Source organism: Pseudomonas sp. G(2018) (assembly GCF_005502415.1).
Classification (GTDB): domain Bacteria; phylum Pseudomonadota; class Gammaproteobacteria; order Pseudomonadales; family Pseudomonadaceae; genus Aquipseudomonas.
Window position 1 is genome coordinate 24,983 of the sequence record NZ_SCOO01000014.1, and the last position, 25,207, is coordinate 50,189.

The 25,207-nt window shown below is 57.9% G+C and carries 25 protein-coding genes and 3 pseudogenes; 10 read left to right on the forward strand and 18 right to left on the reverse strand.

Features of this window, described 5'->3' with window-relative positions:
* Positions 1–31: 31 nt before the first annotated feature.
* The 7 genes and pseudogenes from FFS64_RS15485 to FFS64_RS32215 form a co-directional block, all read right to left on the reverse strand.
* Positions 32–1,348, reverse strand: coding sequence for a heme utilization protein (locus FFS64_RS15485; protein WP_137806102.1), 1,317 nt, complete (start codon positions 1,346–1,348; stop codon positions 32–34).
* 52 nt (positions 1,349–1,400) lie between these two features.
* Complete coding sequence (locus FFS64_RS15490; RefSeq protein WP_137806103.1) at positions 1,401–1,973, reverse strand: adhesin; 573 nt, start codon at positions 1,971–1,973, stop codon at positions 1,401–1,403.
* A gap of 1 nt (position 1,974) precedes the next feature.
* Positions 1,975–2,415, reverse strand: a complete 441-nt coding sequence (locus FFS64_RS15495; RefSeq protein ID WP_137806104.1) for a hypothetical protein — start codon at positions 2,413–2,415, stop codon at positions 1,975–1,977.
* 326 nt (positions 2,416–2,741) lie between these two features.
* Positions 2,742–3,266 (reverse strand): AAA family ATPase, encoded by a 525-nt coding sequence (locus tag FFS64_RS15500; protein ID WP_137806105.1) that lies wholly within the window; start codon positions 3,264–3,266, stop codon positions 2,742–2,744.
* Positions 3,263–3,826, reverse strand: coding sequence for a nicotinamide riboside transporter PnuC (pnuC, locus tag FFS64_RS15505; protein WP_137806106.1), 564 nt, complete (start codon positions 3,824–3,826; stop codon positions 3,263–3,265). Before pnuC ends, FFS64_RS15500 begins: the two co-directional genes overlap by 4 nt.
* A gap of 137 nt (positions 3,827–3,963) precedes the next feature.
* A complete protein-coding gene (locus FFS64_RS32210; RefSeq protein ID WP_371917519.1) occupies positions 3,964–4,698 on the reverse strand; it encodes a methyl-accepting chemotaxis protein in 735 nt (244 codons plus the stop codon).
* A gap of 171 nt (positions 4,699–4,869) precedes the next feature.
* Positions 4,870–5,658 (reverse strand): annotated as a pseudogene (locus tag FFS64_RS32215) (cache domain-containing protein); the annotation flags it as partial.
* Between the two features lie 205 nt (positions 5,659–5,863).
* On the opposite strand from FFS64_RS32215, the gene FFS64_RS15515 reads away from it, so the two are divergent.
* Together FFS64_RS15515 and FFS64_RS15520 are read left to right on the forward strand one after the other, a co-directional pair.
* Positions 5,864–6,694 carry an undecaprenyl-diphosphate phosphatase gene (locus FFS64_RS15515; RefSeq protein ID WP_137806108.1) on the forward strand — a complete coding sequence of 277 codons (831 nt, stop codon included), beginning with the start codon at positions 5,864–5,866 and terminating at the stop codon, positions 6,692–6,694.
* The gene (locus FFS64_RS15520) at positions 6,691–7,119 is read left to right on the forward strand and encodes a DUF1294 domain-containing protein (RefSeq protein WP_137806109.1); all 429 of its coding nucleotides are present in this window, start codon (positions 6,691–6,693) and stop codon (positions 7,117–7,119) included. Before FFS64_RS15515 ends, FFS64_RS15520 begins: the two co-directional genes overlap by 4 nt.
* A 36-nt stretch (positions 7,120–7,155) precedes the next feature.
* Here the strand turns inward: FFS64_RS15520 and FFS64_RS15525 are convergent, their stop codons facing one another.
* The gene (locus tag FFS64_RS15525; RefSeq protein WP_137806110.1) at positions 7,156–7,515 is read right to left on the reverse strand and encodes an MmcQ/YjbR family DNA-binding protein; all 360 of its coding nucleotides are present in this window, start codon (positions 7,513–7,515) and stop codon (positions 7,156–7,158) included.
* 234 nt (positions 7,516–7,749) lie between these two features.
* Between FFS64_RS15525 and FFS64_RS15530 the strand changes: the two genes are divergently transcribed.
* The 3 genes from FFS64_RS15530 to FFS64_RS15540 all read left to right on the forward strand — a co-directional run bounded on the left by FFS64_RS15530 (position 7,750) and on the right by FFS64_RS15540 (position 10,193).
* Positions 7,750–8,700, forward strand: a complete 951-nt coding sequence (locus FFS64_RS15530; protein ID WP_137806111.1) for a LysR substrate-binding domain-containing protein — start codon at positions 7,750–7,752, stop codon at positions 8,698–8,700.
* A 397-nt stretch (positions 8,701–9,097) separates the two neighbouring features.
* Positions 9,098–9,649 (forward strand): chalcone isomerase family protein, encoded by a 552-nt coding sequence (locus FFS64_RS15535; protein ID WP_137806112.1) that lies wholly within the window; start codon positions 9,098–9,100, stop codon positions 9,647–9,649.
* Between the two features lie 19 nt (positions 9,650–9,668).
* Entirely contained in the window at positions 9,669–10,193 is a 525-nt protein-coding gene (locus tag FFS64_RS15540; protein ID WP_137806113.1) for a DUF3833 domain-containing protein, read from the forward strand.
* A gap of 1 nt (position 10,194) precedes the next feature.
* On the opposite strand, the gene FFS64_RS15545 is transcribed toward FFS64_RS15540, so the two are convergent.
* From FFS64_RS15545 to FFS64_RS15570, 6 genes are read right to left on the reverse strand one after another with little or no spacing between them, the layout of a single operon-like run.
* A complete protein-coding gene (locus FFS64_RS15545) occupies positions 10,195–10,692 on the reverse strand; it encodes a DUF2878 domain-containing protein (RefSeq protein WP_137806178.1) in 498 nt (165 codons plus the stop codon).
* Between the two features lie 2 nt (positions 10,693–10,694).
* Complete coding sequence (locus tag FFS64_RS15550; RefSeq protein WP_137806114.1) at positions 10,695–11,960, reverse strand: cyclopropane-fatty-acyl-phospholipid synthase family protein; 1,266 nt, start codon at positions 11,958–11,960, stop codon at positions 10,695–10,697.
* Positions 11,947–12,738, reverse strand: coding sequence for a DUF1365 domain-containing protein (locus tag FFS64_RS15555; protein ID WP_137806115.1), 792 nt, complete (start codon positions 12,736–12,738; stop codon positions 11,947–11,949). Before FFS64_RS15555 ends, FFS64_RS15550 begins: the two co-directional genes overlap by 14 nt.
* Entirely contained in the window at positions 12,735–13,982 is a 1,248-nt protein-coding gene (locus FFS64_RS15560; protein WP_137806116.1) for an NAD(P)/FAD-dependent oxidoreductase, read from the reverse strand. Before FFS64_RS15560 ends, FFS64_RS15555 begins: the two co-directional genes overlap by 4 nt.
* Positions 13,979–14,740 carry an SDR family oxidoreductase gene (locus tag FFS64_RS15565; RefSeq protein WP_137806117.1) on the reverse strand — a complete coding sequence of 254 codons (762 nt, stop codon included), beginning with the start codon at positions 14,738–14,740 and terminating at the stop codon, positions 13,979–13,981. Before FFS64_RS15565 ends, FFS64_RS15560 begins: the two co-directional genes overlap by 4 nt.
* Positions 14,737–15,159, reverse strand: coding sequence for a nuclear transport factor 2 family protein (locus FFS64_RS15570; protein ID WP_137806118.1), 423 nt, complete (start codon positions 15,157–15,159; stop codon positions 14,737–14,739). The genes FFS64_RS15565 and FFS64_RS15570 overlap by 4 nt, the downstream gene beginning before the upstream one ends.
* 539 nt (positions 15,160–15,698) lie before the next feature.
* Between FFS64_RS15570 and FFS64_RS15580 the strand changes: the two genes are divergently transcribed.
* Both FFS64_RS15580 and FFS64_RS15585 read left to right on the forward strand, forming a co-directional pair.
* Complete coding sequence (locus tag FFS64_RS15580; RefSeq protein WP_095194183.1) at positions 15,699–16,310, forward strand: FMN-dependent NADH-azoreductase; 612 nt, start codon at positions 15,699–15,701, stop codon at positions 16,308–16,310.
* A gap of 176 nt (positions 16,311–16,486) precedes the next feature.
* Positions 16,487–17,524, forward strand: coding sequence for a dienelactone hydrolase (locus FFS64_RS15585; RefSeq protein ID WP_137806120.1), 1,038 nt, complete (start codon positions 16,487–16,489; stop codon positions 17,522–17,524).
* 122 nt (positions 17,525–17,646) lie between these two features.
* Here the strand turns inward: FFS64_RS15585 and FFS64_RS15590 are convergent, their stop codons facing one another.
* The gene (locus FFS64_RS15590) at positions 17,647–18,834 is read right to left on the reverse strand and encodes an MFS transporter (RefSeq protein WP_137806121.1); all 1,188 of its coding nucleotides are present in this window, start codon (positions 18,832–18,834) and stop codon (positions 17,647–17,649) included.
* A gap of 258 nt (positions 18,835–19,092) precedes the next feature.
* Entirely contained in the window at positions 19,093–20,679 is a 1,587-nt protein-coding gene (locus tag FFS64_RS15595) for an ABC-F family ATPase (protein WP_090321229.1), read from the reverse strand.
* A 383-nt stretch (positions 20,680–21,062) separates the two neighbouring features.
* Between FFS64_RS15595 and lpxO the strand changes: the two genes are divergently transcribed.
* Positions 21,063–21,962, forward strand: coding sequence for a lipid A hydroxylase LpxO (gene lpxO, locus FFS64_RS15600; RefSeq protein ID WP_137806122.1), 900 nt, complete (start codon positions 21,063–21,065; stop codon positions 21,960–21,962).
* Between the two features lie 36 nt (positions 21,963–21,998).
* Here the strand turns inward: lpxO and FFS64_RS15605 are convergent.
* Positions 21,999–22,859: pseudogene (locus FFS64_RS15605) on the reverse strand (Ku protein).
* Positions 22,860–23,050: 191 nt separating this feature from the next.
* Between FFS64_RS15605 and FFS64_RS15610 the strand changes: the two are divergent.
* Together FFS64_RS15610 and FFS64_RS15615 are read left to right on the forward strand one after the other, a co-directional pair.
* A complete protein-coding gene (locus FFS64_RS15610) occupies positions 23,051–23,410 on the forward strand; it encodes a hypothetical protein (protein ID WP_137806123.1) in 360 nt (119 codons plus the stop codon).
* A gap of 28 nt (positions 23,411–23,438) precedes the next feature.
* Positions 23,439–24,590, forward strand: coding sequence for a PQQ-dependent sugar dehydrogenase (locus tag FFS64_RS15615; protein ID WP_137806124.1), 1,152 nt, complete (start codon positions 23,439–23,441; stop codon positions 24,588–24,590).
* 64 nt (positions 24,591–24,654) lie between these two features.
* On the opposite strand, the pseudogene rimI reads toward FFS64_RS15615, so the two are convergent.
* Positions 24,655–25,134, reverse strand: a pseudogene (gene rimI, locus FFS64_RS15620) (ribosomal protein S18-alanine N-acetyltransferase); the annotation flags it as partial.
* Positions 25,135–25,207 lie beyond the last annotated feature (73 nt).

Genomic DNA, 25,207 nt, shown 5'->3' on the forward strand with positions numbered 1-25,207 from the left:
GGCCCCCGTGAGGGGGCCTCCAGAGACAGCATTAGAACGAGGTGTTGGAGATGGCCAGCGAGTTGCTTTGTTGGTTACCCACACCAGCCGCTACGTTGACGCCCAGGTTGCCACTGCCGCCATTCACCGAACCGCTCAGGGTTGCAGTGTTGGTCACAGGGTTTGCCCAGCCAGTAGGAGTCAGCACTTGATAGGAATAGGAGTTGCTCAAATCAAATGAACTGCTCTCACTGTAGCTTTTCGATTTGTCGAACGAAGATTCGGACGATTTGCTGCCCGATTTTTCGAACGAGGAGTCGAACGATTTCTCCCAGGATTTATCGAACGATTTTTCGAACGAGGAGTCGCGCGATTTTTCGAACGATTTGTCGACCGTTATGTCGAGCGATGCGCTAAGCGATGCGTCGACAGAATTAGTGCGACTGCCCTCGTGGTAGCGGCCATGATCCCAGGAAACGGTCTTGGATGCATCGAAATCGGCGTCCAAAGTAGCGCTCAAAGAAGCACTCGAAGAGCCGCTCGCACTACTGCTCTTAGAACCGCTCACATCAACGCTTTTGGAACCACTTGCATCAAAGCTCTTAGAGCCGCTCACTTCAAAGCTCGAAGATTTGCTCTTATCAATGTGCAACTCGGATGACTTATCTTTAGAGAAACTGCCGCTGGCCGTTTTGGTAACTGTAATCGTATCCACGCGGTACGTCCGATCCGCGGAGTTGTTCACGACCAGTCCAGGACCGTTTTGATCGGCAGAGGCGGTGGCGGTTGCGCTGCCCAGTGGGGCATTGGAGTTGGCAATTGCCATGGTGTTTTTCTGCTGGTTCAAATCGCCGCCAGCAATGTTGATCCCCATGTTGCCGCTGCCGTTATTACCCGATCCGCTCATCGTGGCAGAGTTTGTTACGCCGTAGTTGATCACCTTGTTGTTGTTGCTGTATTGCCGGACGCTGGCGGTGGCGGACGCATTGCCGAACACGAAGCTGTTATCCAGACTGGAGTCGGCGCCGGCGTTTGCAATGGCGGCCGCGTTGTCTTGCTGGTTGCCTGCGCCTGCTGCCACGTTGACGCCGACGTTGCCGCTGGCGCCATCGGCAGAGCTGCTCATTTCAGCGCTGTTCTCAACCCCTTCGTTGTAGATGCGGTTGTTGGTACTGCTTTGCTTATCCCAGGCATTGGCAGTCGCATAGACAGGGATCTTGGTTGGAGGAGGGGTGTGGTGGCCACCGTTATGATGGCCATTGTGGTGGCCATGGCCACGGTCCCTATCGTTTTGCCCAGCTTGTACAGCAACAGCCATGACCGCAGCAATTGCGAAAACCAGAGGCTTGAGTGCCATCGAAGGTTTCATGGTGATTCTCCGTACTTATTTTAGGTTAAGTGTTGTTTCCTACCTGTTTGGGTCAATCCACGACCCGTACGCTTAGGGTGTTGGCCATTCGGTTTCCCACCCCGGCGCTCTGATTCAACTGAATCACCCCACGGCTACCGGTGAAAGCCTGGTCACTGGTAGTGACCTGGCGATAGCCGGGTGTGGAGTCAGTTGGATCGGAGTTGTTGAGCAGCGCCACGTTCTGTTGCATGAGGACGCTGTCGTCGATACTTTGCGGCTGGGTACTGATGCTGATGCGCAGTGCGTTGGCTTGCTGGTTACTCGCACCCGAGCTCTGGTTAACGCCCAGTGCGCCGTTGCCATGGCTGAAGGAGGCGCCCTGGATGCTCGATCGAGCTTCCATATTGGGGTCGACCACCGTACGCAACCGTTGGCGGATCTGGGTGCTGGCACTGGCATGGTAGCCATTGGCGAAGGCCCGGGCGTTGGCTTGTTGTTGCAGATCGCCCGCCGCCTGGTTGACGGCGAGGTTGCCCTGATACTGCATGCCCGAACCGTCGATTTCGGCGTTATTGATGACGGGAGACTGGGCAAAGGTCGAAGCACTGCAAAACATGGCGACAATCAGCAGCGTACGATTCATCTTAACGGTCTCCCGTCATGATATTCAGCGCACCCAGTCCTCGCTGGACGCTTGAATTGACCATGTTGGCGATACCGCTGCCGGAGTTGCCCGAACGTCCGGCGGGGAGGTTGGAAAGCTGGGTCTGGTTGCTGATGTTGCCGCCAAGATTGCCGGTGCCCTGATTGATCAGGCCGGAGATGCCTGTGCCACTGGTGACGCTTGCAAAGTCGCCGTCGTTCAACTCGTTCGTTTGTTTGAGGATCTGTTGCGACGGGTTGGCGTTGACGGTGGTGGGGTTGGGGTCGGGAATCACCGGCGCACGGGTTGCCATGCGCGTTTGGACATCACGGGTGATCACAATAATGCCGTTGTCGGCCTGTACAGGCACGCAGACACTTGAACCCAGTGCACATCCGATCAGCAGGAGGCTATAGAAGCTTTTATTATTGAGTTTCCCCACGGCGGCAATTCCTTCTGTGAGTGCAACGCTGGCCCTTATCAGCGGTGCGAGATATAGAGCAGAAGGTGTGCCGTTTTTTGTTTTTCTATTGAAAACAGTGGGTTGACTTTAATTGTCGAAGTAGTCAAAAAAAAATGTAAAGCCCCTGAGACAGAACCGCTCTAGAACGCCGTCTCCGCCGGCGCCATAGCTCGCTACGGGCGCTGAAGGCAGGTTGTATCAATGGCTTAACATTTCTTGTTGAATTACCCGGAAGGCTTTAGCACGAGGGTTTGCGCAGGAGGAGTGTTTCAGGAATGGACGGTACGGCAGGGCGGGTAGCCCTGTCAGGTCTTGAGCAAGCGTGTCACTGCCTCTAATGCCGCGTCCTGGCGCTGTTGCCAATCACCTAGCAATACCTGATAAGGCTGGCGATGTTGGTCAAGCCATTGGCGACTGGCCTGGAAAAACGCCTGACGTTCTGCCAGTTGCGGCTGGCAACGTTGCCCGTCGTCATGCCAGGCCACGTTTTCAGGGCTCAGCAGCAAATGCAGGTCGTAATGCCGTGCCAGCAATGCTTGCTCGATCCACTTCGGACAATCGCCAAACAACGTGCGGCTCCAAAGGATATTGCTCAAGAGGTGCGTATCAAGAATCAGCAGTGATGGCTGTTTGGCGCGAGCTTCATCCTCCCAAGTCAGCTGGCCATGTGCTATTGACCCAATGTCATCATAGCGGGTTTCGCGTGCTTTGCTGTCGATGAAGTGCCTAACGTATTCATTGACCAATATGCCGCCAAAATTGGCGTGAATCTCGTTCGAAAGCCAGCTTTTACCGCTGGATTCCGGACCTGTGAGTACCAGGACTTTCATGTGCGCAACGCCGGGGCCGCACGCCATTCACGCCAGCCCTGTACGGCCAGCAACAGGAACAATCCATACAAAACGGCCGTCAGGTACAGCGCTTTGTAGACGAACAACCCGACGAAGATCACATCGAGGACGATCCACAGCGGCCAGCACTGCACGCGTTTTTGCGCCATCCACAATTGCGCCACCAGGCTGAAACCCGTGAGCGCCGCATCGAGCCAGGGTTGGGCGGCGTCGGTCCAGTGGGCCATGGCGGCGCCCAACAGCAGGCTGCCAATTGCGCCGACGATCAGGCCGAACACCACGGATCGACCGTCGAGCCAGCTAACCTCGCGCCCATGCCGCGCATCGCCGGCATGGGTCCATTGCCACCAGCCGTAGATCTGCAGGCCGGCATAGATCACTTGCAGCAGCATGTCGGAATACAGCTTCACTTCGAAAAAGATCCAGCTATAGATAAGCACCATGACCAGGCCGATCGGCCAGCACCAGGGGTTCTGCTTGACCGTCAACCAGACGGCAATGACACCGAGAGTGGCGGCAAACAGTTCAAGCCCGGACATGCAGGTTCCTTGGGGGAAGTCGGAGAGAGGGCGGATTGTAACCCGGCTTGAAGATCAAAAGATCGCAGCCTGCGGCAGCTCCTACGTGATGTACGTCATACCCTGTAGGAGTTGCCGCAGGCTGCGATCTCTACGAATTACACCCGAAACTGCCTGAGCAACCCGTTCAACTGCTCACTCAAGTCCTTGAGCCGCACGCTCGCCACGCTGGACTGTTCAGCCGCCAGCGCGGTGCTGTGGGAGAGTCCGGCTGCTTGCGTGACGTTCTGGTTGATGTCCTCGACCACATGCGCCTGCTGCAAGGTCGCGCTGGCGATCGATGCGTTCAGTCCGTTGAGGTTGCGCAATGCCTGGCCAATGGCATTCAGGCTGGCGCCGGCCAGACCGGCCTGTTCAATCGTGAGTTGCGAGGCCCGGCTGCTGTCGCCGATCACCTTGACCGCCGCTTCGGAGTGGCTTTGCAGGCGTTCGATCATCGACTGGATTTCTGCCGTGGACTTCTGGGTACGCTGGGCCAGCAGGCGCACTTCATCGGCCACCACCGCGAACCCGCGACCTTGCTCGCCGGCCCGGGCCGCCTCGATCGCGGCGTTGAGGGCCAGCAAATTGGTTTGCTCGGCAATGGAGCGAATCACTTCCAGGACGCTGCCGATCTGGTTGCTTTCGCTGGCCAGTGTGCGGATCACTTCCACGGCCTGATCGATGGTGGAGGAGAGGGTATCGATTTGCTTGAGACTGCCGTCGATGTTGATCTGGCCTTGTTGCGCCTGCGCTTCGGCATCGCGCATTTCGCTGGCGGCATGCTCGGCGTTCTTCGCCACATCCTGCACGCCATAGGTCACTTCATTGATCGCGGTGGCCACCAGTTCCATCTGTTGCGATTGTTGCTGGCTGCGTTGTTGGGCCTGGGTGGCGTCGTTGCCCAGTTCGCTGGACGATTGCCCCAGGGCACTGGCGGACACCTGCAACTCACCGATCACCAGCCGCAGTTTGGTGGTGAAGGCGTTGAAGTGCTGCGCCAATTGCGTAACTTCATCCTGGCCGTGGGTGTCGAGGCTGCGGGTCAGGTCGCTTTCGCCGCTGGCGATATTGGCCATCGCGTTCACGGTTTCCTGAAGCGGACGGACGATGCTGCGGGCAATCACGATCACCAGCGCCGCCATGATGAGTGCGATGGCCAGGCCGATCGCCGACGCTTCCCAGACCTGGCCGTAGAACTCGGCTTGCATGTCATCGATGTACACGCCCGAGCCGATCACCCAGCCCCAGGGTTCGAACAGTTTGACGTAGGAGGTTTTTTCCACGGGGTCGCTGGCACCCGGTTTTGGCCAGCGGTAGTTGATGATGCCGGCGCCTTTGGCCTTGGCGACGGCGACCATTTCGTTGAACACCGCAAAGCCGTCCGGGTCGCGGATCGCCGACAGGTTCTGGCCATCGAGTTTCGGGTTGGCGGGGTGCATGACCATCACCGGCGTCAGGTCATTGATCCAGAAGTAATCGTTCTGGTCATAGCGCAGTCCGCGAACGGCGGTCAGCGCCTGTTTCTGCGCAGCCTCGCGGGTGAGGGTGCCGGCGGTTTCCAGGCCATGGTAGTAGGTGAGAATGCCGCTGGCGGTTTGAACCACATGCTGGGTTTTCTGCGCCTTGGCCTCATTGAGGTCTTCGTGAATCTGCTTGAGCATCAAGGCGCCCAATGCCAATAGCATCACGACGGCCACGATCAAGATGAGCCACAAACGCCGACTGATCGACATATTGCGCAAGCTGTTCATAACGCGGTGCTCCAGATTCTTGTTTTTGTGGTTGTTCTTGTAAGAAGTGATCGCCAGCATCCTGTCCGGCCCGATAACGCGGCAACGCCAATCGGGCTTCTCTCACAGGATTTCGGCCCCGCGCGGAAAAACCTGAATACAAATTGATTTTTCACGGAATTTTCCCCGGCCTGCGGGTATCTTGTGCACGCGGGTTTTCAACTACGCTGAACGCTTTGAAAAATACTAACGGGGCATGCGTTGACGCATAGCCTTTGGGGGATTGATGGATCTTTGGACTGCCTTTCAGGCGTTGATTCTTGGGGTTGTAGAAGGGCTGACAGAGTTTTTGCCCATTTCCAGTACCGGGCACCAGATCATTGTGGCCGACCTGCTCAATTTTGGTGGCGAGCGCGCCATGGCGTTCAACATCATTATCCAGCTGGGGGCGATCCTGGCGGTGGTGTGGGAATTTCGCCGCAAGATTTTCGATGTGGTCATTGGTTTGCCGACGCAACCCAGCGCACGACGCTTTACCGCGAACCTGCTGATTGCCTTCTTTCCCGCCGTGATTCTGGGGGTGACCTTCGCCGACCTGATCCATCACTATCTGTTCAACCCGATCACGGTGGCCGCCGCGTTGGTGGTGGGCGGTATCGTCATGTTGTGGGCGGAAAATCGTCAGCATGAGGTGCATGCTGAAACAGTGGATGACATCACCTGGAAAGATGCCCTGAAAGTCGGCTTCGCCCAGTGCCTGGCGATGATTCCGGGGACCTCGCGCTCCGGGTGCACAATCATCGGTGGTTTGTTGTTCGGCCTGTCGCGCAAGACCGCCACCGAGTTTTCGTTCTTCCTGGCGATGCCGACCATGGTGGGTGCCGCCGTGTACTCGGGCTACAAGTACCACAAACTGTTCGTACCAGCCGATTTCCCGGTATTCGCCATCGGCTTCGTCACCGCGTTCATCTTCGCGATGATCGCCGTCAGGGGCTTGCTCAAGTTCATCGCCAACCACAGCTATGCGGCATTTGCCTGGTACCGCATTGCATTCGGCCTGGTCATCCTGGCCACCTGGCAGTTCGGCTGGGTCGACTGGACCGCGGTTAAGCCATGAGTGACTCGGGCGCGCGCAACAACTCCGGACGCCCATCGGGCGGCGAGATCCGTAATCTGCGGTTGAAGTTGCTGGTGTTCGCGATCCTGTGTGCGTTGCCGTTTTTCGGTTCGATGTCGATGTGGCTGCAAGGGGGTTCGCTAATCCCCCTGGCGGCCTACGGCATCGTCAGCGTGCTGGCGTTTTTGCTGTACTGGAGCGACAAGCGCAAGGCGCGCGCCGATCACTGGCGTACCCCGGAAAACGTGCTGCATGCGCTGGAGTTCGCCGGTGGCTGGCCGGGCGCCTTACTGGCGCAGCAAGTGTTCCGGCACAAGACGCGCAAGGTTTCCTTTCAACTGGTGTTCTGGCTCATCGTGCTGCTGCATCAGGTGTTCTGGATCGACATGCTGTTTCTCGGCGCGCATCTGTTTGCATTGTTCTGAAAGACAGTGAGCAACCCCAGTGGGTTGTTCGTTGATCTAGAGCAGCAGCCCGACCTGCGTGCGCTTGGGCAACTTGCCGACCACCAGTTGATGGGAACGTCGCAACAAGCCCTGCAACTCCTCGGCGCCAAGCGGGTAGGGCGTTGCCATGATGATCCACTGGGCCCGCGCCAGATAAGGCGCCGGATGAATGCCGGGACGGTCGCAGTGACCCAGAAACAGATCCTTGTCGACCTTGAACGCCAGGGATTCGCCACGCAGGTTCTGCAAGGCGAACATCTTGGTCCCGGCTACCGAAAACACCCGCACGCCGCCCCACTTGTAGTCCTCCCGCGCACCGGGCAAGGCTAGGCAAAAGGCCGCGACCTGCGCTTCGCTCATGCGTGCAGCCTTCATAACAAATAGTCTCCATGGGCATTGAATGTTTCGATCAAATGGTTGAGCCGGGCACGTATTGCGGGCGGCGAGTCACCAGCGATCATGCTCACGCTATCCGTGCGCCAAGTCCGATAGAGGGCCTACTGCAGCCTCTGTACACCCTCCAAGCGGTTTCTCCCGGCGGAGTATGTGAAACACGTTCTATCACCTGCGATACTCCGCCCTGTATCCAGACTGCGAGTAAATTGCTCCGTGTACGATTTCAATGATTTGTACTTTTTTGTTCAGGTCGTCGACCACAACGGTTTCACAAGTGCGAGTAAAAAACTCGACATACCGAAATCGAAACTGAGCAGGCGCATTGCCTCGCTTGAAGAACGGCTCGGTGTCCGCCTGATCCAGCGATCAACCCGCAAGTTCACGGTCACAGAGATCGGTCAGGATTACTATCGCCATTGCGTGGCGATGCTTGTTGAAGCCGATGCAGCCGAACAAGTGGTCGAGCATTCGCGCTCCGAGCCTCAGGGAATCGTGCGTATCAGTTGCCCACCGGCTTTGGGTGCCATGGGGGTCAGTGACATCATCGCGGAGTTCATGGTACTGCACCCTAAAGTTCAGGTGCATATCGATAGTACAAATCGCCGCGTTGATGTGCTGGGTGAGGGGTATGACATCGCGCTGAGAGTGCGTTTTCCGCCACTGGAAGACGACAACCTGGTGATGAGAGTGTTGGGTGACAGCCATCAGAAACTGGTGGCGCGGCCATCGTTGATTGAAGGGCTGACACTGCAAACACCCAAGGATTTGGCACGTTTGCCGAGCATGGATCTTGGTCCACCCAACCGTGAGCACAGGTGGACTTTTTTAGGCGCAAAAGATCAACTGATCGAGGCCGTCCACGCGCCAAGATTTGTTACTTCGGACCTTGATGCACTGCACCGTGCCGCCATACAGGGGGTAGGGGTCGTGCAAATGCCTGAGATCATGGTTCGCCATGCCATACATGATGGGCTCTTAGTGGAAGTACTGCCCGAGTTCGTACTTCGTAGTGGGCTTATCCATGCGGTCTTCCCGTCTCGCAGGGGGTTGCTGCCTTCGGTCCGCGGTCTGATCGATAAGTTGGCCGTGGATTTTGACGCCAACGCCGAAGCGGACAGGGTCGCTTGTGAGAAAGCCGGGAAGGCGCATCCGGCCATGCGGTAGGTGCAAATGTGGATGACTTTGCCAAAGCCGACGCCAGGAGAGCCCTGCGAAGACATCCGCAGCAGGCCCTGAACCATACCTTGATCAGGACACAGGTGACGGTGAGTGAAAGGCTGACAATGCTCGAGAACTGTTTCGCGTTCATGCAAATCTCTCCAGAAAGGTTATCCATTCAGCTGAGCAGCGATGGCTACTCATCTGTACTACTCGCTGGAGAACGAACTGGATGCAGCCCCTCGAAAAAATAGTGAAAGGATGAGGGGGCAATGGTCCCTTCAGCTCTGAGGTTCTGGTGTGCGCGTTTTACAGCGGGGCCAGTCTCGAGATAAAAGCTGTACAAACTAATAATTAGGTATAACTTTTAAAGGCGTCTCTTGAGTCTTATCGAGGCCTTAGCATGACCCTGCAGATGGACCGCTTATTCCGCCACCTTATCTGTCTCGTTCCGATGCTCCTGAGCGCAGACCTGTTTGCTGATTGGCGCGAGGCTTTACCCGATGCTCGTCGGGTGGGTAGCGGGGAGCTGCGCGTATTCGGTTTCTCCATCTACAGCGCGCAATTCTGGAGCCCACGCCTGATTGTCGGCGATCCGACCGGCGTGAATATGCCTTTTGCGCTGGAGCTGACCTACCGTCGCGCTATCAGTCGCGAGGATCTGGTCGAGGCCAGCATCAAGGAGATCAGACGCCTGTCGCCCACTCCTCCGAATTCGGAGTTGATGGCCCGTTGGGAGCAGGAGATGCGGCAGGCGTTTGTCGATGTGCGCGCCGGTGATCGCATCACTGGTGTCTATTTGCCCGCTGAGGGCGCACGTTTTTATGTCGGCGAGAATCTACGGCATGTGGTGAGGGATGATGCGTTCGCCAAAGCTTTTTTTGCCATCTGGCTTGATCCCCGAACCCGCAACCCGCAGTTGCGCGCCCAATTGCTGGGCGCCGCAAGACCCTGAAACCGTAGAGGAAAAGCGCATGTTGAGGATATGGATCTTGGCGTTGTGCATCAGCCTTGCAAGTTGTAGCCGGGTGGATGTGCAGACCTACAGCCAGGAAATGCCCAAGCTTGATTTGCGCGAGTTCTTCGAGGGGCGGGTAGAAGCCTGGGGCATGTTTCAAAAGCGCTCAGGAGAGGTCACCAAACGCTTCCACGTAGAGATCCATGGCCACTCCGCCGGTAACCAGTTGATCCTCGACGAGTCATTTACATACAGCGACGGTACTCAGCAAAAACGGGTGTGGACGCTAACCCCGGCCGGACCTGGCCAATGGCGTGGAACCGCTGGCGACGTGGTGGGCGAAGCGCATGGCGAGGTTGCAGGGAATACATTGCGCTGGCGCTATGTGCTGAGGTTGCCGGTGGATGGCAAGGAGTATGAGGTTCATTTAGACGACTGGATGTACTTGATGGACAAGAACACCATGATCAATCGCTCGTTCATGACCAAGTTCGAAGTGGAAGTTGGCCAGATCACCTTATTCTTTCGCAAGCAGTCTTGAGTCAACGCGCAGACTGTAGGGCTATCCAGTGCAACGCCGGCATCAATAGCGCCCATATCAATGCGAGTATCAGAACACTGGGCCAAACACCCAGCGGCAGGCCCACGTCCGCTAATCTGGCGCCGCCCCAGTAAGAGAGAGGCCCGCCAAACGCCCCCAGTAGGCTGCCCATCCACCACGGACGCTTTGTCCAGCTCAGGCTGTGACGCAAAGTGCTGGCGAAGAGAAGCCAAAGTATTACCAGCCAAAGGGGTAAAACAAGCGTGGCACCGGGAAACTGAAATACCCCGAGGTGCAGTAGAGCACTGTCCAGAACCCAACCGCAGGCGGCCACCCATAACAGGAAGCGCCACTCATTAGGATTCTTTGAAATCCAAAGCAGGTGTATCGCCAGACAAGTTATTGCAATCAGCAATAGCCACGGCCGTTGCGCACCCAAAACGCAGGCGAACCAGCCGAGCTGGAAAAGCCCTGCGTTGAGCAACGACCGGCCTCGCACGTTCACGCCTCCAGACCGAAGGGCTGCGGCCGTGCTCCGGGTTTGGCGAGTAAAAGGTGCGCGGTGCCGATGCTTCGTTCCAGAAAGCCGCCCTCGCAGTAGCACAGGTAAAACTCCCACAAGCGGTAAAACGTCTGGTCGTAACCCAACGCTTCCAGGTTGTGCCGGCTACGTCGCAGATTGTCATGCCACAGGCGAAGGGTACGGGCGTAATGAAGGCCGAAGTCCTCCATGTGATGAAGGTTCAGGTCGGTGTCGCGACTGATGGTCTGCAACATGGTACTCACCGAAGGCAAGGCACCGCCCGGGAAGATGTAGCGCTGGATGAAGTCGACTGTTTTTTTCGTCTGCTCGTAGCGCTGGTCTCGAATGGTGATGGCCTGCAATAGCATAAGCCCGTGTTCCTTGAGCAGGTGGGCACACTGTTTGAAGTACGTGGGCAGAAAGCGGTGGCCGACGGCCTCGATCATCTCGATCGACACCAGCTTGTCGTATTTGCCCGTCAGGTCACGATAGTCCTGCAACAGCAGGGTAACGCGGCCTTGCAGGCACTGCTCTTCGATCCGGCGCTGGGTGTAGGCGAACTGCTCACGCGACAGCGTGGTGGTCGTGACCTTGCAGCCGTATCGGGTGGCCGCATAAATGGCCATGCTGCCCCAACCGGTGCCGATCTCCAGCAGGTGGTCACTGGGTTTGAGATCGAGCTTTTGGCAGATGCGCTCCAGCTTGTACATTTGAGCTTGTTCGAGGCTATCGTTGTTTGAGCGGAACATGGCTGCGGAGTACATCATGCTGGGGTCCAGCAGTTGTTCGAACAGCGCGTTGCCCAGATCGTAATGCGCAGAAATGTTGCGTTGCGAGCCTTGGCGGGTGTTGCGGTTGAGCCAATGCAGCGCTTTTACCAAAGGACGGTGTATACGTGCCAGGCCACGCTCCATTCCATCCAGCACTTCGAGATTGGCAACGAACACGCGGATCACGGCGGTCAGATCAGGACTGCTCCAGTATCCGTGGATGTAAGCCTCGCCGGCGCCAATTGAGCCATTGACCGCCACCATTGGCCAGAGTGCCGCATTGTGCACTTCGATTTCGCCATGTGGCGTTGCACCAGGCTGGCCAAAACTCAGTGGCTCACCGTCGACGATGATTACCAAATGACCCTGGCGCAGGTGCGCCAGTTGACGCAAGACGCCTTTCTTCAATACGCGCGCGCCCATCCCGTTGGCAGCAGAGCCACAGGTTATTGGGGTCAAGCTAGGATTCGTCATGGCGAGACTCCAGATTCGCGGTGCGATATTCACCGACGGCAGCTTTATGGGAAAACAGTGGCAGACGCTTGAGCAGCAGACGCAGGGCCTGCCAGTAAATGCCGAGCAGGGTCTTGCCGGTCATCCAGGGAAAGTCCAGAAGGTGGCGATGCAGGCTTTGGCGCGTCAGTTCGACACGCTCCAGACCCAGGCCCGCCTCAAATATTTTTTGCTCACCTTGCCAATCCTGCATGGTCACGTGCAGTGCCTGGCCGGGAGCGGAAAACCGCATGCGGTACTCCAGATCTCGAGGCAGGAAGGGCGAGACGTGAAAGCTCTTGGCGACCCTGTGGCGTGAGTCACCGGTGGCGTTGGTCGGCAGCACGTAGTGGTAACGCTCTCGCCAAGGGGTATTACTGACTTCGCAGAGAATGGCGGCCAGACTGCCGTCCGATTCAAAGCAATAAAACAAGCTGATCGGATTGAAAGACAGCCCCCAGCTGCGCGGCTGGGTGAGCAGACAGATTCTTCCCTGCGGCGTGTGCCCGAGGGCCTGTTCCACACGCTGGCGCACGGCATCGATCAGGGACATGCCCTGACGCGTTGACTGCGGCAGGTAGTCAGTTTCGCGGAAGGCAAAGGCAGCCCAGCGCGAATGTCCGGCCAGCCAGGACAAGGCCAGCACCTGTTGTTGTTCCGCCAGATCCAGGTAGAGCATACCCATGCGGTAGCGAAACCCATGGGCGCGCGGCAGCAGCCGGCGGTGGCTGACCCAGCCGCGGTACAGCGCGCTGTTCACAGTCGTTCTCCGAACGCGGCCGCCACTCGCAAGGCACTCACCACGCCGTCCTCGTGGAAACCGTTGGCCCAGTAGGCGCCGCAGTAATAGCTGTTCTGGGCGCCTTGTAATTCTTGCCATCGTGCCTGTGCAACCAGTCCTGCCTGGCTGTATTGCGGGTGGGCGTAACGGAAACGGTCGAGGATTTTGCTCGGTTCAATGGCCGTGGTCTGGTTCAGGCTGACGCAGAAGGTGGTGTTGCTCTGCAGCCCTTGCAGGATATTCATGTTGTAGGTGACAGCGGCCAGATGCTGGGCTGAGTCACCGAGGCGGTAATTCCAGCTCGCCCATGCTCGGCGACTTTTCGGCAACAGACGGGTATCGCTGTGCAGCACCACATCGTTCTCGGCGTAGTGCAGTGCGCCGAGTATCTCCCGTTCGGCTTGGCTGGGAGCGACCAACAGGCGTAATGCCTGGTCGCTGTGGCAGGCGAACACTACGTTGTCAAAGCGCTCGCTTCCTGTCGCACAGTGCAGGGTGACCCCACCCAAGTCACGCTCCACCCGATACACCGGGCAGTTGAGGCGGATACGCTCGACAAAGCCGGCACTCAAGGCGGATACGTAACTGCGCGAACCGCCGCTGACCACACGCCATTGTGGCCGATTGGTGACGGACAGGAGCCCGTGATTTTTGCAGAAACGTACGAAAAACTGGAGCGGAAAGCGCTGCATCTCGCCCGGTGACATCGACCAGATAGCCGACCCCATAGGGACTATGTAGTGTTCGATAAAACGTTGGCCGTAGCGGTTTTCCCGCAGATAGGCACCCAGCGTGGTGTGAGCAGTTATGCGCTGTTCGTCCAGGTCACGCAGGGCTTGGCTGTTGAAGCGCAAAATCTCGCGCAACATGCCCCAGAATCCAGGTGAAAGCAGATTGCGCCGCTGGGCGAACACCTGGTTGAGGTTGCTGCCATTGTATTCAATGCCGGTACGCGGATCCTGAACCGAAAAGCTCATCTCGGTGGGTTGCGAGGCTACGCCGAGTTGATCCAGCAGGCGGATGAAGTTGGGATAGGTCCAGTCGTTGAAGACGATAAAGCCAGTATCGATGGCATAGCGTTCGCCCTCTACTTCGACGTCAACCGTATGGCTATGACCACCGATCCAGTCACTGGCCTCGAATACAGTGACGTCTTGCTGGCGGTTGAGCAGGTAGGCGCAGGTCAGGCCGGAAATACCGCTGCCGATGATGGCTATTTTCATGAGGATTTTTCTTTAACCGGACGCACCATGCGTTTGCCCAGTGCCAGTTGCAGGCGCTGAGGCAATATTGCTAATGCGCGAAGAGCAGCAATGAATGGACCGGGAAAGGCGATTTCCAATGGCCGTTTTTCCAACCGGGTGGTGATGTAGGCGGCGGCTTTACCGACCGGCCAACGCATCGGCATCGGGAAGTCGTTCTGTTGTGTGAGTGGCGTATCGACGAAGCCCGGGCTGACGAGAGTGACGTCGATACCCTCGTGTGCCAGGTCGATGCGTAACGATTGAAACAGGTAACGCATTGCCGCCTTGGAGGCGCCATAAGCTTCGGCGCGCGGTAACGGCAGGTAGGTCACCGAACTGCACACTGCCACTAGATGAGGCCGCTGAGCCTTGCGCAACAGCGGTAGGGCCGCTTCCACGCAGTAAGCGGTGGAAAACAAATTGGCCCGCATCACGCGTTCAATCATGTTGGCTTCAAAGACGCCTGCATCCAAATACTCGCAGGTGCCCGCGTTGAGGATGACCTGATCCAGATGCCCCCAGACTTGCCCGATTCGCTGACCCATGGCCTGAACCACGCGTGGCTCAGTCAGGTCACCTGGCAGAAGCAGTACTTGTTGCGGATAGTTCCTGTGCAAGCTTTCCAGGATCTTTACATTGCGGGCACTGACGGCCAGGAAATGACCTTGGGTCAGTAAAATCTCCGCCAGGGCGGCGCCAATGCCGCTGCTGGCTCCAGTGAGCCAGATGCGTTTCATGCCAATCTCCCTTTCAGCCAGCCAATGGCGGTCCCCATTAACGGCAGATGCTCGTAGAGCAGGGCGCCTGCATCGAAATAGTCGCGATGCTGATACACCTTCTCGTGCCACATCAGATACGAACAGCCAACAACCTCTATAAGTTGGCCATGGCGTAAACGGGGATGACGGTAATGCAGGGTCCAGCGCAGATAGCCGGCACCTTCTTGCATCTGGTCATAGCCGTGAAACGTGAAGCCAAGTTCGCTGACGTTGGCATATAGCTCTGTGAAATAGTCCTGTAACGCTGTCAGGCCTTGGATCTCATGGAGCGGATCACTGAAGCGCACATCGTGGCTGTACAACGCCTTGAGCGTGTGCAGATTACCGGCGTTCAGCGCTGCGAAATCGTGGGCGAAACATCGCAGAAAGTCAGACACGTTGCGTCTCCATTGCCCGTCGGGCCTCAGGCAAACTCAAGGACCGCAAGGGGACCGCGGCGACAACAGAGGCGGGTCGCGGATCACTCGCTATGCGGGATGAATCAGTTCGCGTGCAAGGGGCGCTGATCCTGGTTTTTCCGGTGTGCGCGCGATCGACCATGGAGCTCCCCCCTTTCTCTTTACTTGTACAATTCGATGTTCCTTGTACAGTTTTTAAAGGATATGGTGTGTGCTGTACAAGTCAATTTTCTTGTACAACTATTTCTGCGAATGTCCGGATCAACATTCCGTGACGGCAATCAGGGATTTTGTTCGGATGCCACGGGTGGCTGCGCTGGGATTTGATGCTCAATAGTCAGCGGGGAGAGGTGACGGATAAGCTAACCTCTTGGGCTTAACGGTATTGAGGTGAGCCTCGATTGTTCTATCGGCAGGACAAACTTTCGCATTTATGCAGCCTAATCAGCTATTGGTTTCGTCTGTAGGATTGTCTCCATCAGATCGCCCTGGCGGCGATCCTCACCTGGAGATCCCACATGAAACTGCTGCATATCGATTCGAGCATTCTTGGTGACAACTCGGCTTCCCGTCAGCTGAGCAGCGAAGTTGTGAAAGCCTGGCAAACCGCCGAGCCAACGGCCGTGGTGACCTACCGCGACCTGGCCGCCGATGCCATCAGCCATTTCTCCTCGACCACCCTGGTGGCCGCCGGTACGACCGCTGAACTGCGCGATGCCGCACAACAGCACGAAGCCGAACTGAGCGCCTCGACCCTGGCCGAATTCCTCGCCGCCGATGCCGTGGTGATTGCAGCACCGATGTACAACTTCACTATCCCGACTCAACTGAAAGCCTGGATCGACCGCATCGCCGTTGCCGGCCAGACTTTCCGCTACACCGAAGCCGGTCCTGAAGGCCTGTGCGGTGGCAAGAAAGTAGTGATCGTTTCGACTTCCGGTGGTCTGCATGCGGGTCAGGCGACCGGCGTTGCCCACGAAGAGTACTTGAAAGTGATGTTCGGTTTCCTCGGCATCACCGATATCGAATTCGTCCGCGCCCACGGCCTGGCATACGGTGACGAAGTGCGTATCAAAGCCATGAGCGACGCCCACACGCAAATCAGCGAGCAACTGTTCGCCGCCGCGTAAGGCTTGCGTAAAGACGTCAAACGACGCGGGCAATCCCCAAAAAACTCTGTATTCTGATCACGCAAGGGTCAGATACAGAGTTTTTTGTTTCTGGCTGTTGCATGATTTCAAGGGTATGGCCCGGGTTATGCAGCCGAGGGTGAACGTCTCCGGTTCGGTACAAGGTGGGGCATCCCATGATGCGTCTTTGTGCAACATTACTGATGTGTCTGTTCAGCAGCCTGAATTCAGTGCACGCCGCCCCGGCGCCGCATCCTCACTGGAGCGTCGGCTACCACGAGATGAGTTTCCTCGATCCCCTCGATCTGCAACCGATGCGCGCCATCGCGTTCTATCCCTCCAGCGAAAAAGAGCACGCCAGCCAGCTTGAGGGGTACACGGTCGAGGCCGGCGAAGACACCAAAGTCGCCATGGGCCGTTTCCCCATGCTGATGCTGTCCCACGGCAACACCGGAACCCCGCTGGCCCTGCATGACCTGGCCACGTCACTGGCACGCAAGGGGTTCGTGGTGGTGGCGGTGATTCATCCGGGGGACAACTCTAAAGACCATAGTCGGCTCGGCACCATGAGCAACCTCTACGGCCGGCCGATCCAGATTTCCGAAGCCATCACCGCAACGCTGGGCGACCGTATGCTGGCGCCGTTCGTCAATGCCGATCAGGTTGGCGTCATCGGTTATTCGGCGGGAGGGGAGACAGCGTTGATACTGTCTGGCGCGACACCGGACCTGGATCGCTTGCGCCGTTACTGTCAGGAACGTCCGGACGACCGCGATGCCTGTAATACCCAGGGCGAGCTGATCGTCGACCGTGATGACTTGCAACCGGTGGCCGATCCGCGCGTCCATGCGTTGTTGCTGATGGCGCCGCTGAGCCTCAAATTCGGCCGTCATACCCTGGCCGACGTGCATGTGCCGGTGCTGCTGTACAGCGGTGACGGCGACAAACTGGTGCCCTTCGACAAAAACGCCGCCGCACTGGCGCGCAAACTGCCGGTCGCGCCAGACTTCAAATTACTGGCCGGGGCAGGGCACTTCGTGTTTATGGCGCCGTGCAACGACGAACAGATCGTGATCATGCCGGCACTGTGCACCGATGCCGATGGCGTCGACCGTGAAGACATTCATCGCAATCTGATTTCCGAAGCCGGGCGCTTCTTCTCCCATACCCTGGGCAAGGCAACCCGGGCGGGGATGCAGACCGCGGATCAATAGATACTCACGAACCTCTGTGGGAGGGAGCCTGCTCGCGAAGGCGGCATTTGAGGTGCAGGAAATCTGGCGGATGCACTGGTCTCTTCGCGAGCGGGCTCGCTCCCACACGGATCGTGATGGGACTAATCCATCGCCCGACGCTTGAGCAGCAATGTCAACGCCAGCGCACTCACCGACAGCAACGCCGCGATAAAGAAAATCCACGAATACCCCAGGTTCAACGCCACGGCGCCCATCAATGGCCCGGCAATGGCCAGCGCCAGATCGAAAAACACCGCATAGGCACTCAGCCCCGCGCCACGGCTGGAGTTGGGCACTTGCTTGATCGCCTCGACGCCCAGCGCCGGATACACCAGCGACAGGCCGAATCCAGTCAGCCCGGCGCCGATCAAGGCGTAGCCCGTCGACGGCGCCAACCACAGCAGCGCCAGGCCGACGGTTTCGATGGTCATGCAGGCAATGGCCGAGGTAAATCCACCGAAGCGGCTGATGCTGGAGATGAACAACAACCGCGCCAGAATGAAGCACACGCCGAATACCGTCAGGCAGTAAGCCGCGCCGGTCCAGCCGCGGTTGACGTAATACAGGGTGATGAAGGTGGTCAGGGTGCCGTAGCCGATGGAGGCCAGGCTCAGGCTCGCACCGAAGGGGGCAATGCGTCCGAACACGGCCCAGAAGGGCAGGCGTTCACCCCGTACCACCGGCACCGAAGGTTTGTTGCGGATCAACAGCAGCCCCAGCGCGGCCAGCACCGACAGGGCGATCCCCAGGCTGGTGAACCCCAGTTGATCGACCATCACCACACCCAGCGGCGCGCCGATGGCAATTGCGCCATAAGACGCGATGCCGTTCCATGAAATCGAGCGCGCCGTGTGTTCGGCTCCCACCTGGCCCATGCACCAACTGATGGTGCCGACCCCGATCAAGCCTTGGGCGATGCCGAGCAACAGGCGGCCGGCGATCAGGATCAGCAGGCTGAGCAACGGCAAGCTTTGCAACATCGTCGACAGCAGCGTCAGCACGCCGCTCAACACAATGCCCGCCAAACCGTAAACGATCGCGCGCTTGGTGCCGATGCTGTCGGACATGCGCCCGGCCATGGGCCGGCTGAGCAGGGTGGCGAGGTACTGCGAGCCGATGGTCAATCCCGCGATGACCGCGCTGAACCCGAGCTGCTCGTGAACATACCCCGGCAACACCGCAATCGGCAGGCCGATGCAAAGGAAGGCAATAAAGGTATAGAAAACGATAGAGACGATCTGCAGGGTGATCGCCATGGAGCTTTGCGGTGGCTGTTGCTGCGCAGACATGAGGGCTCGTTCGCGGGCGGCGGTGGGAGAACTGCATGATGGCTTGGCGGCGGGATAAAAGGAAGCAGGCTAACTACTTGTCTCTAAATCATCGTTATTCATAAGGACCTCATCGCGAGCAGGCTCGCTCCCACAGGTTGCGCATTAACATTGTAGGAGCGAGCTCGCTCGCGATGGTCGTCAACGATAACGCGTGTCTACTGGTTAAACGCGGTGATCTTGACTCCATCGCGAGCAAGCTCGCTCCTACAGCTGCCCTTAGAACACCACACCCTGGCTACGCAGGTAGTCATCGTAGGTGCCGCTGAAGTCGGTCACGCCATTGGGGCTCAGCTCGATGATGCGCGTGGCCAGGGACGATACGAACTCGCGGTCGTGGCTGACGAAGATCAGCGTACCCGGGTAGTTCTCCAGCGCCAGGTTCAGCGCCTCGATGGATTCCATGTCCAGGTGGTTGGTCGGTTCGTCCATCACCAGTACGTTCGGCTTTTGCAGGATCAGCTTGCCGAACAGCATGCGACCTTGCTCACCACCGGAGATCACCTTGACCGACTTGAGGATCTCGTCGTTGGAGAACAGCATGCGACCCAGGGTGCCGCGAATGATCTGCTCGCCCTGAGTCCACTGGCCCATCCAGTCGAACAGGCTGACATCGTCTTCGAAGTCGTGGGCGTGGTCCTGGGCGTAGTAGCCCAGCTCGGCGCTTTCGGTCCATTTCACGGAACCGGCGTCCGGGGTCAGTTCGCCCATCAGCGTGCGCAGCAGGGTGGTCTTGCCGATACCGTTCGGGCCGATGATCGCTACGCGCTCGCCGGCTTCGACGGTGAAGCTGAAGTTCTTGAACAGGGTCTTGCCGTCGAAGCCCTTGGACATCTGCTCGATGGTCACGGCCTGACGGTGCAGCTTTTTGGTCTGTTCGAAGCGGATGAATGGGCTTACGCGGCTCGATGGCTTGACTTCGGCCAGCTGGATCTTGTCGATCTGCTTGGCGCGGGAAGTGGCCTGCTTGGCTTTCGAGGCGTTGGCCGAGAAGCGGCTGACGAAGGTCTGCAGTTCGGCGATCTGCGCTTTTTTCTTGGCGTTGTCCGACAGCAGTTGCTCGCGGGACTGGGTCGCCGCGGTCATGTACTCGTCGTAGTTGCCCGGGAACAGGCGCAGTTCACCGTAGTCCAGGTCGGCCATGTGGGTGCAGACGCTGTTGAGGAAGTGACGGTCGTGGGAAATGATGATCATGGTGCTGTTACGCGCCGTGAGAATCGTTTCCAGCCAGCGGATGGTGTTGATGTCCAGGTGGTTGGTCGGTTCATCGAGCAACAACACTTCCGGATCGGAGAACAGCGCCTGCGCCAGCAGCACCCGCAGTTTCCAGCCTGGTGCGACTTCGGTCATCGGGCCGAAATGCTGTTCCAGGGGAATGCCCAGGCCCAGCAACAGTTCGCCGGCGCGGGATTCGGCGGTGTAGCCGTCCATTTCGGCGAACTCGGTTTCCAGCTCGGCCACGGCCATGCCGTCTTCTTCGCTCATTTCCGGCAGCGAGTAGATGCGGTCGCGTTCAGCCTTGACCTTCCACAGCTCTTCGTGGCCCATGATCACGGTGTCTATCACGGTGAATTCTTCGTAGGCGAACTGGTCCTGGCGCAATTTACCCAGGCGCACGTTCGGCTCGAGCATGACCTGGCCACCGGATGGCTCGAGGTCACCGCCCAGAATTTTCATGAATGTCGACTTGCCGCAACCGTTGGCGCCGATCAAGCCATAACGGTTGCCACCGTTGAACTTGACCGAGACGTTTTCAAAAAGCGGCTTGGCGCCGAACTGCATCGTGATGTTAGCTGTAGAAATCAAAGGTTTTTCCTGCGAAGCATTCAGAGTAGCAAGGGGTGCGGCCGAGTCGAAGTGCGCTGAGGCCGGGGTCATACCCGTCATCAACCAAGGGGGGGCGCGTAAAGTTTGGCGGCGATTGTACTGGTCTGGCTCTTTAAACGATAGGGCAATAAGACCGCACCGCTGCTTTGACCATTCCCGGTGGACAGATTTTCACACTTGAACGCTAACAATTGGTTACAGGCGATGGCTAAAATGCCATCTTTCTATCGGATGCCGATGTCCGACGTCGCTCAAGGACGGGCGCAGAGACCGCTGTTTCGTTTTCAGACGCTGCACAAGACCCGCAGGTTGCTGGCTGGCAGGGGACGCAGTTTGTTCACTTCTGACGTGTGACGATTTCCGTGAAACTCATCATTGCCGCAATTTACGTTGTATCCGTTGCTTACGTTCACCTGCGCGGTCGCGTGCGTCACAAACTCGGCCGCCAATTGAGCGATCACTCGACGTTTCTCGCACCGATCAATTGCTTCCTTTATCTGTTCTCGAAGATCCCCAACAAGCCTTACCTCAATCCGGCGGATTTCCCCGACCTGAGTCCATTGCAGACCCACTGGGAAGAAATTCGCGCCGAAGGCCAGACCCTGCTGCGGGCCGGTGAGATCAAGCGTTCGAACCAGTACGACGATGTCGGCTTCAACTCGTTTTTCAAGACCGGCTGGAAACGCTTCTATCTCAAGTGGTACGGCGACAGCCACCCGTCGGCGATGAAACTCTGCCCGCGCACCACCGAGCTGGTGCAGAGCATCGGCTCGATCAAGGCCGCCATGTTCGCCGAGTTGCCACCGGGGTCCAAACTGGTGCGTCACCGCGACCCGTATGCCGGCTCCTACCGTTACCACCTGGGCCTGGAAACGCCCAACGACGCCGGTTGCTACATCAATGTCGATGGCCAGAACTACCACTGGCGCGACGGTGAAGCGGTGATGTTCGACGAGACCTACATTCATTACGCCGAAAACACCACTGAGCAGAACCGCATCATCCTGTTCTGCGATATCGAGCGTCCGATGAAGTACCGCTGGGTGGCAGCGTTCAATGGCTGGTTCAGCCGCACCGTCATGTCGGCCGCCGGCGCACCGAACGAGGCGGGCGACAAGACAGGCGGCATCAATCGCCTGTTCGGGAAGATCTACAAGATTCGCCTGCATGGCAAGGAATTGAAGAAGCGCAATCGCAAACTCTATTACCTGCAAAAGTGGGGGATTTTTGGTGGTTTGCTGGCGATCTTCGTCCTGATCTGAAAAAGCCTTCGCGAGCAGGCCGGGACATTCAACACATCACTTGCTGACTTTCTTTCTTGCCGCAGGTTTGCTTGCAGCTTTGGGCTTGGAGATTAGCTTATCCGCCCCCTTGCCTCCCAGACTTCGCTTGAGCAACTCGGTCAAATCGATAACATCTGCAGTCTTGCGCGCCTCTTCCCCCGTATCCGTTTCAACCACCTCGATCTTGCCTTCATGGGCCTTTTTGTTCACCAACGCCATGATCTTGTCTGCGAATTCATCCCGATAATCGTCAGGCGACCATTCAGCGCTCATGTCTTGCACCAGGCGTTTGGCCATGTCCAGTTCACCCTTGGCCAGTTCGGCCTTGGTCACGTCAGGACCCAAGGCAAGTTCATCCAGGCTGCGCACTTCCGCCGGCCAGCGCAGTTTCACCAGCACCAGGGCCGATTCCAGCGGCATCAAGGCGGCGAGGTACTGACGGGTATGCAGCACCACGCGCGCCAGCGCGACTTTGTTGGTTTTGGTGAGGGTTTCACGCAGAAGTGCGTAGACCTTGCCGCCGCGCTTGTCCGGTGCCAGGTAGTAAGGCGTGTCGATGTTCTGTAACGGATTCTGTTTGCTGTCGACAAAGGAAAAGATATCGATGGTCTGGGTCGACATCGGATGCGCGGAGCGGATTTCCTCTTCGCTGAGTACCACGTAGCGGCCTTTTTCGTAAGCGACACCTTTGACGATGTTTTCCTTGGTGACTTCCTTGCCGGTGACTTTATTCACGCGCTTGTAGCCCACCGGCTCCATGCTGCGACTGTCGAGCCAGTCGAAATCCACCCCTTGCTATGAGGTTGCCGAGACCAGCGCTACAGGAATATGCACCAGCCCGAAACTGATTGCGCCTTTCCAGATTGCCCGTGCCATGGTCGTCTACTCGCAAGTGATGTTCAGGTGACCCGCGGCCTTGTGCAAAAGTTTCAGTGACTTGCAGTCCGTTCCAGCGCTGGATCAACTTCGTGTTACATCTCGCCATGGAGGTTTTGGTTAACAAATCCGAACCCTGGGCGTAGCGTGCTATCGAAGACACTATTCACGCATTCGTCGAGAGGCTTTCCATGAACCGATGCGTACCCGGCCTCATCCTTCTGGCCTTGAGCGGCGTTCTCGGCCATCAGGTCCTGGCGCAGGGCCTTTCACCGCGAGAACCGTTGCAGGTCGCCCAAAACCTGCCAAACAGCGGCAACAACAACCCCTACAACAGCCCGATCCGCCGCGCCAACCCCAACAGCATGCAGGGCACCCAACCCAGCGCGCCGGCCATTCGCGGGCCCAATACCGTGCCGGTGCCGCGACCGCCGACCCTCGACAACGGCGGCATTGGCAATCGCTATCCGCAAACTCAATCGCCCCCTGCCAGTGCGCCGAAATTCATACCCAATCCACCTCATCGAGACGCTGGCACCAGCAATCGCTGAACCATTTACATGACAAAAGGAACCGTCCATGTTGTGCAAATCTCTCCCGGCCATTGCATGCGCCGGCGCTTTACTGGCCGCCACGCTGCCTGCCTTGGCGGCACCTTCCCAGGACCTGAAAAGCGAGCAGGGCACCCTGGAGGTCACGCCGATCGTCCAGGGGCTGGAGCATCCCTGGGCGCTGGCATTCCTTCCTGACCGCAAGGGCATGCTGGTGACCGAGCGACCCGGCAATCTGCGGGTAGTGAGCGCTGACGGCAAACTCTCGGCGCCCATCAACGGGGTGCCCAAGGTCTGGGCCAAAGGGCAGGGCGGTTTGCTGGATGTGGCGTTGTCACCGGATTTCAAGCAGGACCGCACGATCTATCTGTCGTACGCCGAAGGTGGCGGTCAGGGTGGCAAGGCCGGCACGGCGGTCGGTCGCGGGCAGTTGTCCGAAGATCTGGCAAACCTGAAGAATTTCACAGTGATTTTCCGTCAGGAACCCAAGCTTTCCGTCGGCAACCATTTCGGTTCGCGACTGGTGTTCGACCGCGATGGCTATCTGTTCATTACCTTGGGCGAAAACAATGATCGCCCGACTGCCCAGGATCTCGACAAACTGCAAGGCAAGGTCGTGCGGATCTATCCGGACGGCAAGGTGCCTAACGACAACCCCTTTGTCGGCCAGGCGGGTGTGCGCCCGGAGATCTGGGCCTACGGCGTTCGCAATCCGCAAGGCGCGGCGCTCAATCCCTGGACCGGCACCCTTTGGGAAAACGAGCACGGTCCCCGGGGCGGCGACGAAGTCAACATCATTGAGCGTGGCAAGAATTACGGTTGGCCGCTGGCCACCCACGGCATCAACTATTCCGGCCTGCCGATACCGGAAGCCAATGGTAAATCCGCGGAGGGCACCCTAAGGCCGCACCATGTCTGGGAAAAATCCCCGGGCCTGAGTGGCATGGCGTTCTACGACGGTGATCGCTTCAAGGCCTGGCAACACAACGCATTTATCGGCGCACTGGTGACCCAGGAACTGATCCGCCTGCAATTCGACGGCGACAAGGTCGTTCACGAAGAGCGCTTGCTGGGGGAACTCAACAAGCGCATTCGCGATGTACGGCAGGGGCCGGATGGGTATTTGTATGTGCTGACCGATGAAGAGAATGGAGAACTGTACAAGATCGGTTTGAAGTAGCTTTGCTCTTGTGGCGAGGGGCGGCAGTAAAGAATCACCGCCGCCCTAAGTTTGTCCCGGTTTAAGGCACTTGAATGTTGCGCGAGTCGCGGTGCTGGAGGATGCGTTTTTCCAGGCGCAGTGCATCGACATGGTCCTGGTAATAGTCGTGAATCAGGGCAAAGCGCCGGTAACCGTTACGCTCATACAGCGCAATCGCCCCCGGATTGTCGATCCGCACTTCCAGCCGCAAGTAGGCGCAATCGTGCTTCAGGGCGCAGGCCTCGACGCGATCGAGTAACTGCTTGCCCAGTCCATTGCCCCGGGCCTGGGCTGTGATGGCTATCGAATACAGACGCGCCAGGGACGTACCTCGGTGGAAAAGCACCACTGCATAACCCAACAAATGCTCGCCGCGTTGGGCCACCAGCAGTTGTCCGTGGGCGCGGCTGATCATCCATTGAAAGCTACGACTGTTGAGTCGATCGGTGGTGAAGCATTGTTCCTCGAGTTTTAGCAGCGCAGGTAAATCGTCCATTACCGCCAAACGAAAAAACGTATTCATATGACCGCCGTAAAAGTTGCGTAACGGAACGAGACTTTCAAAAAATCTCGTGCTTAATAGGAAAGGTCTTGTT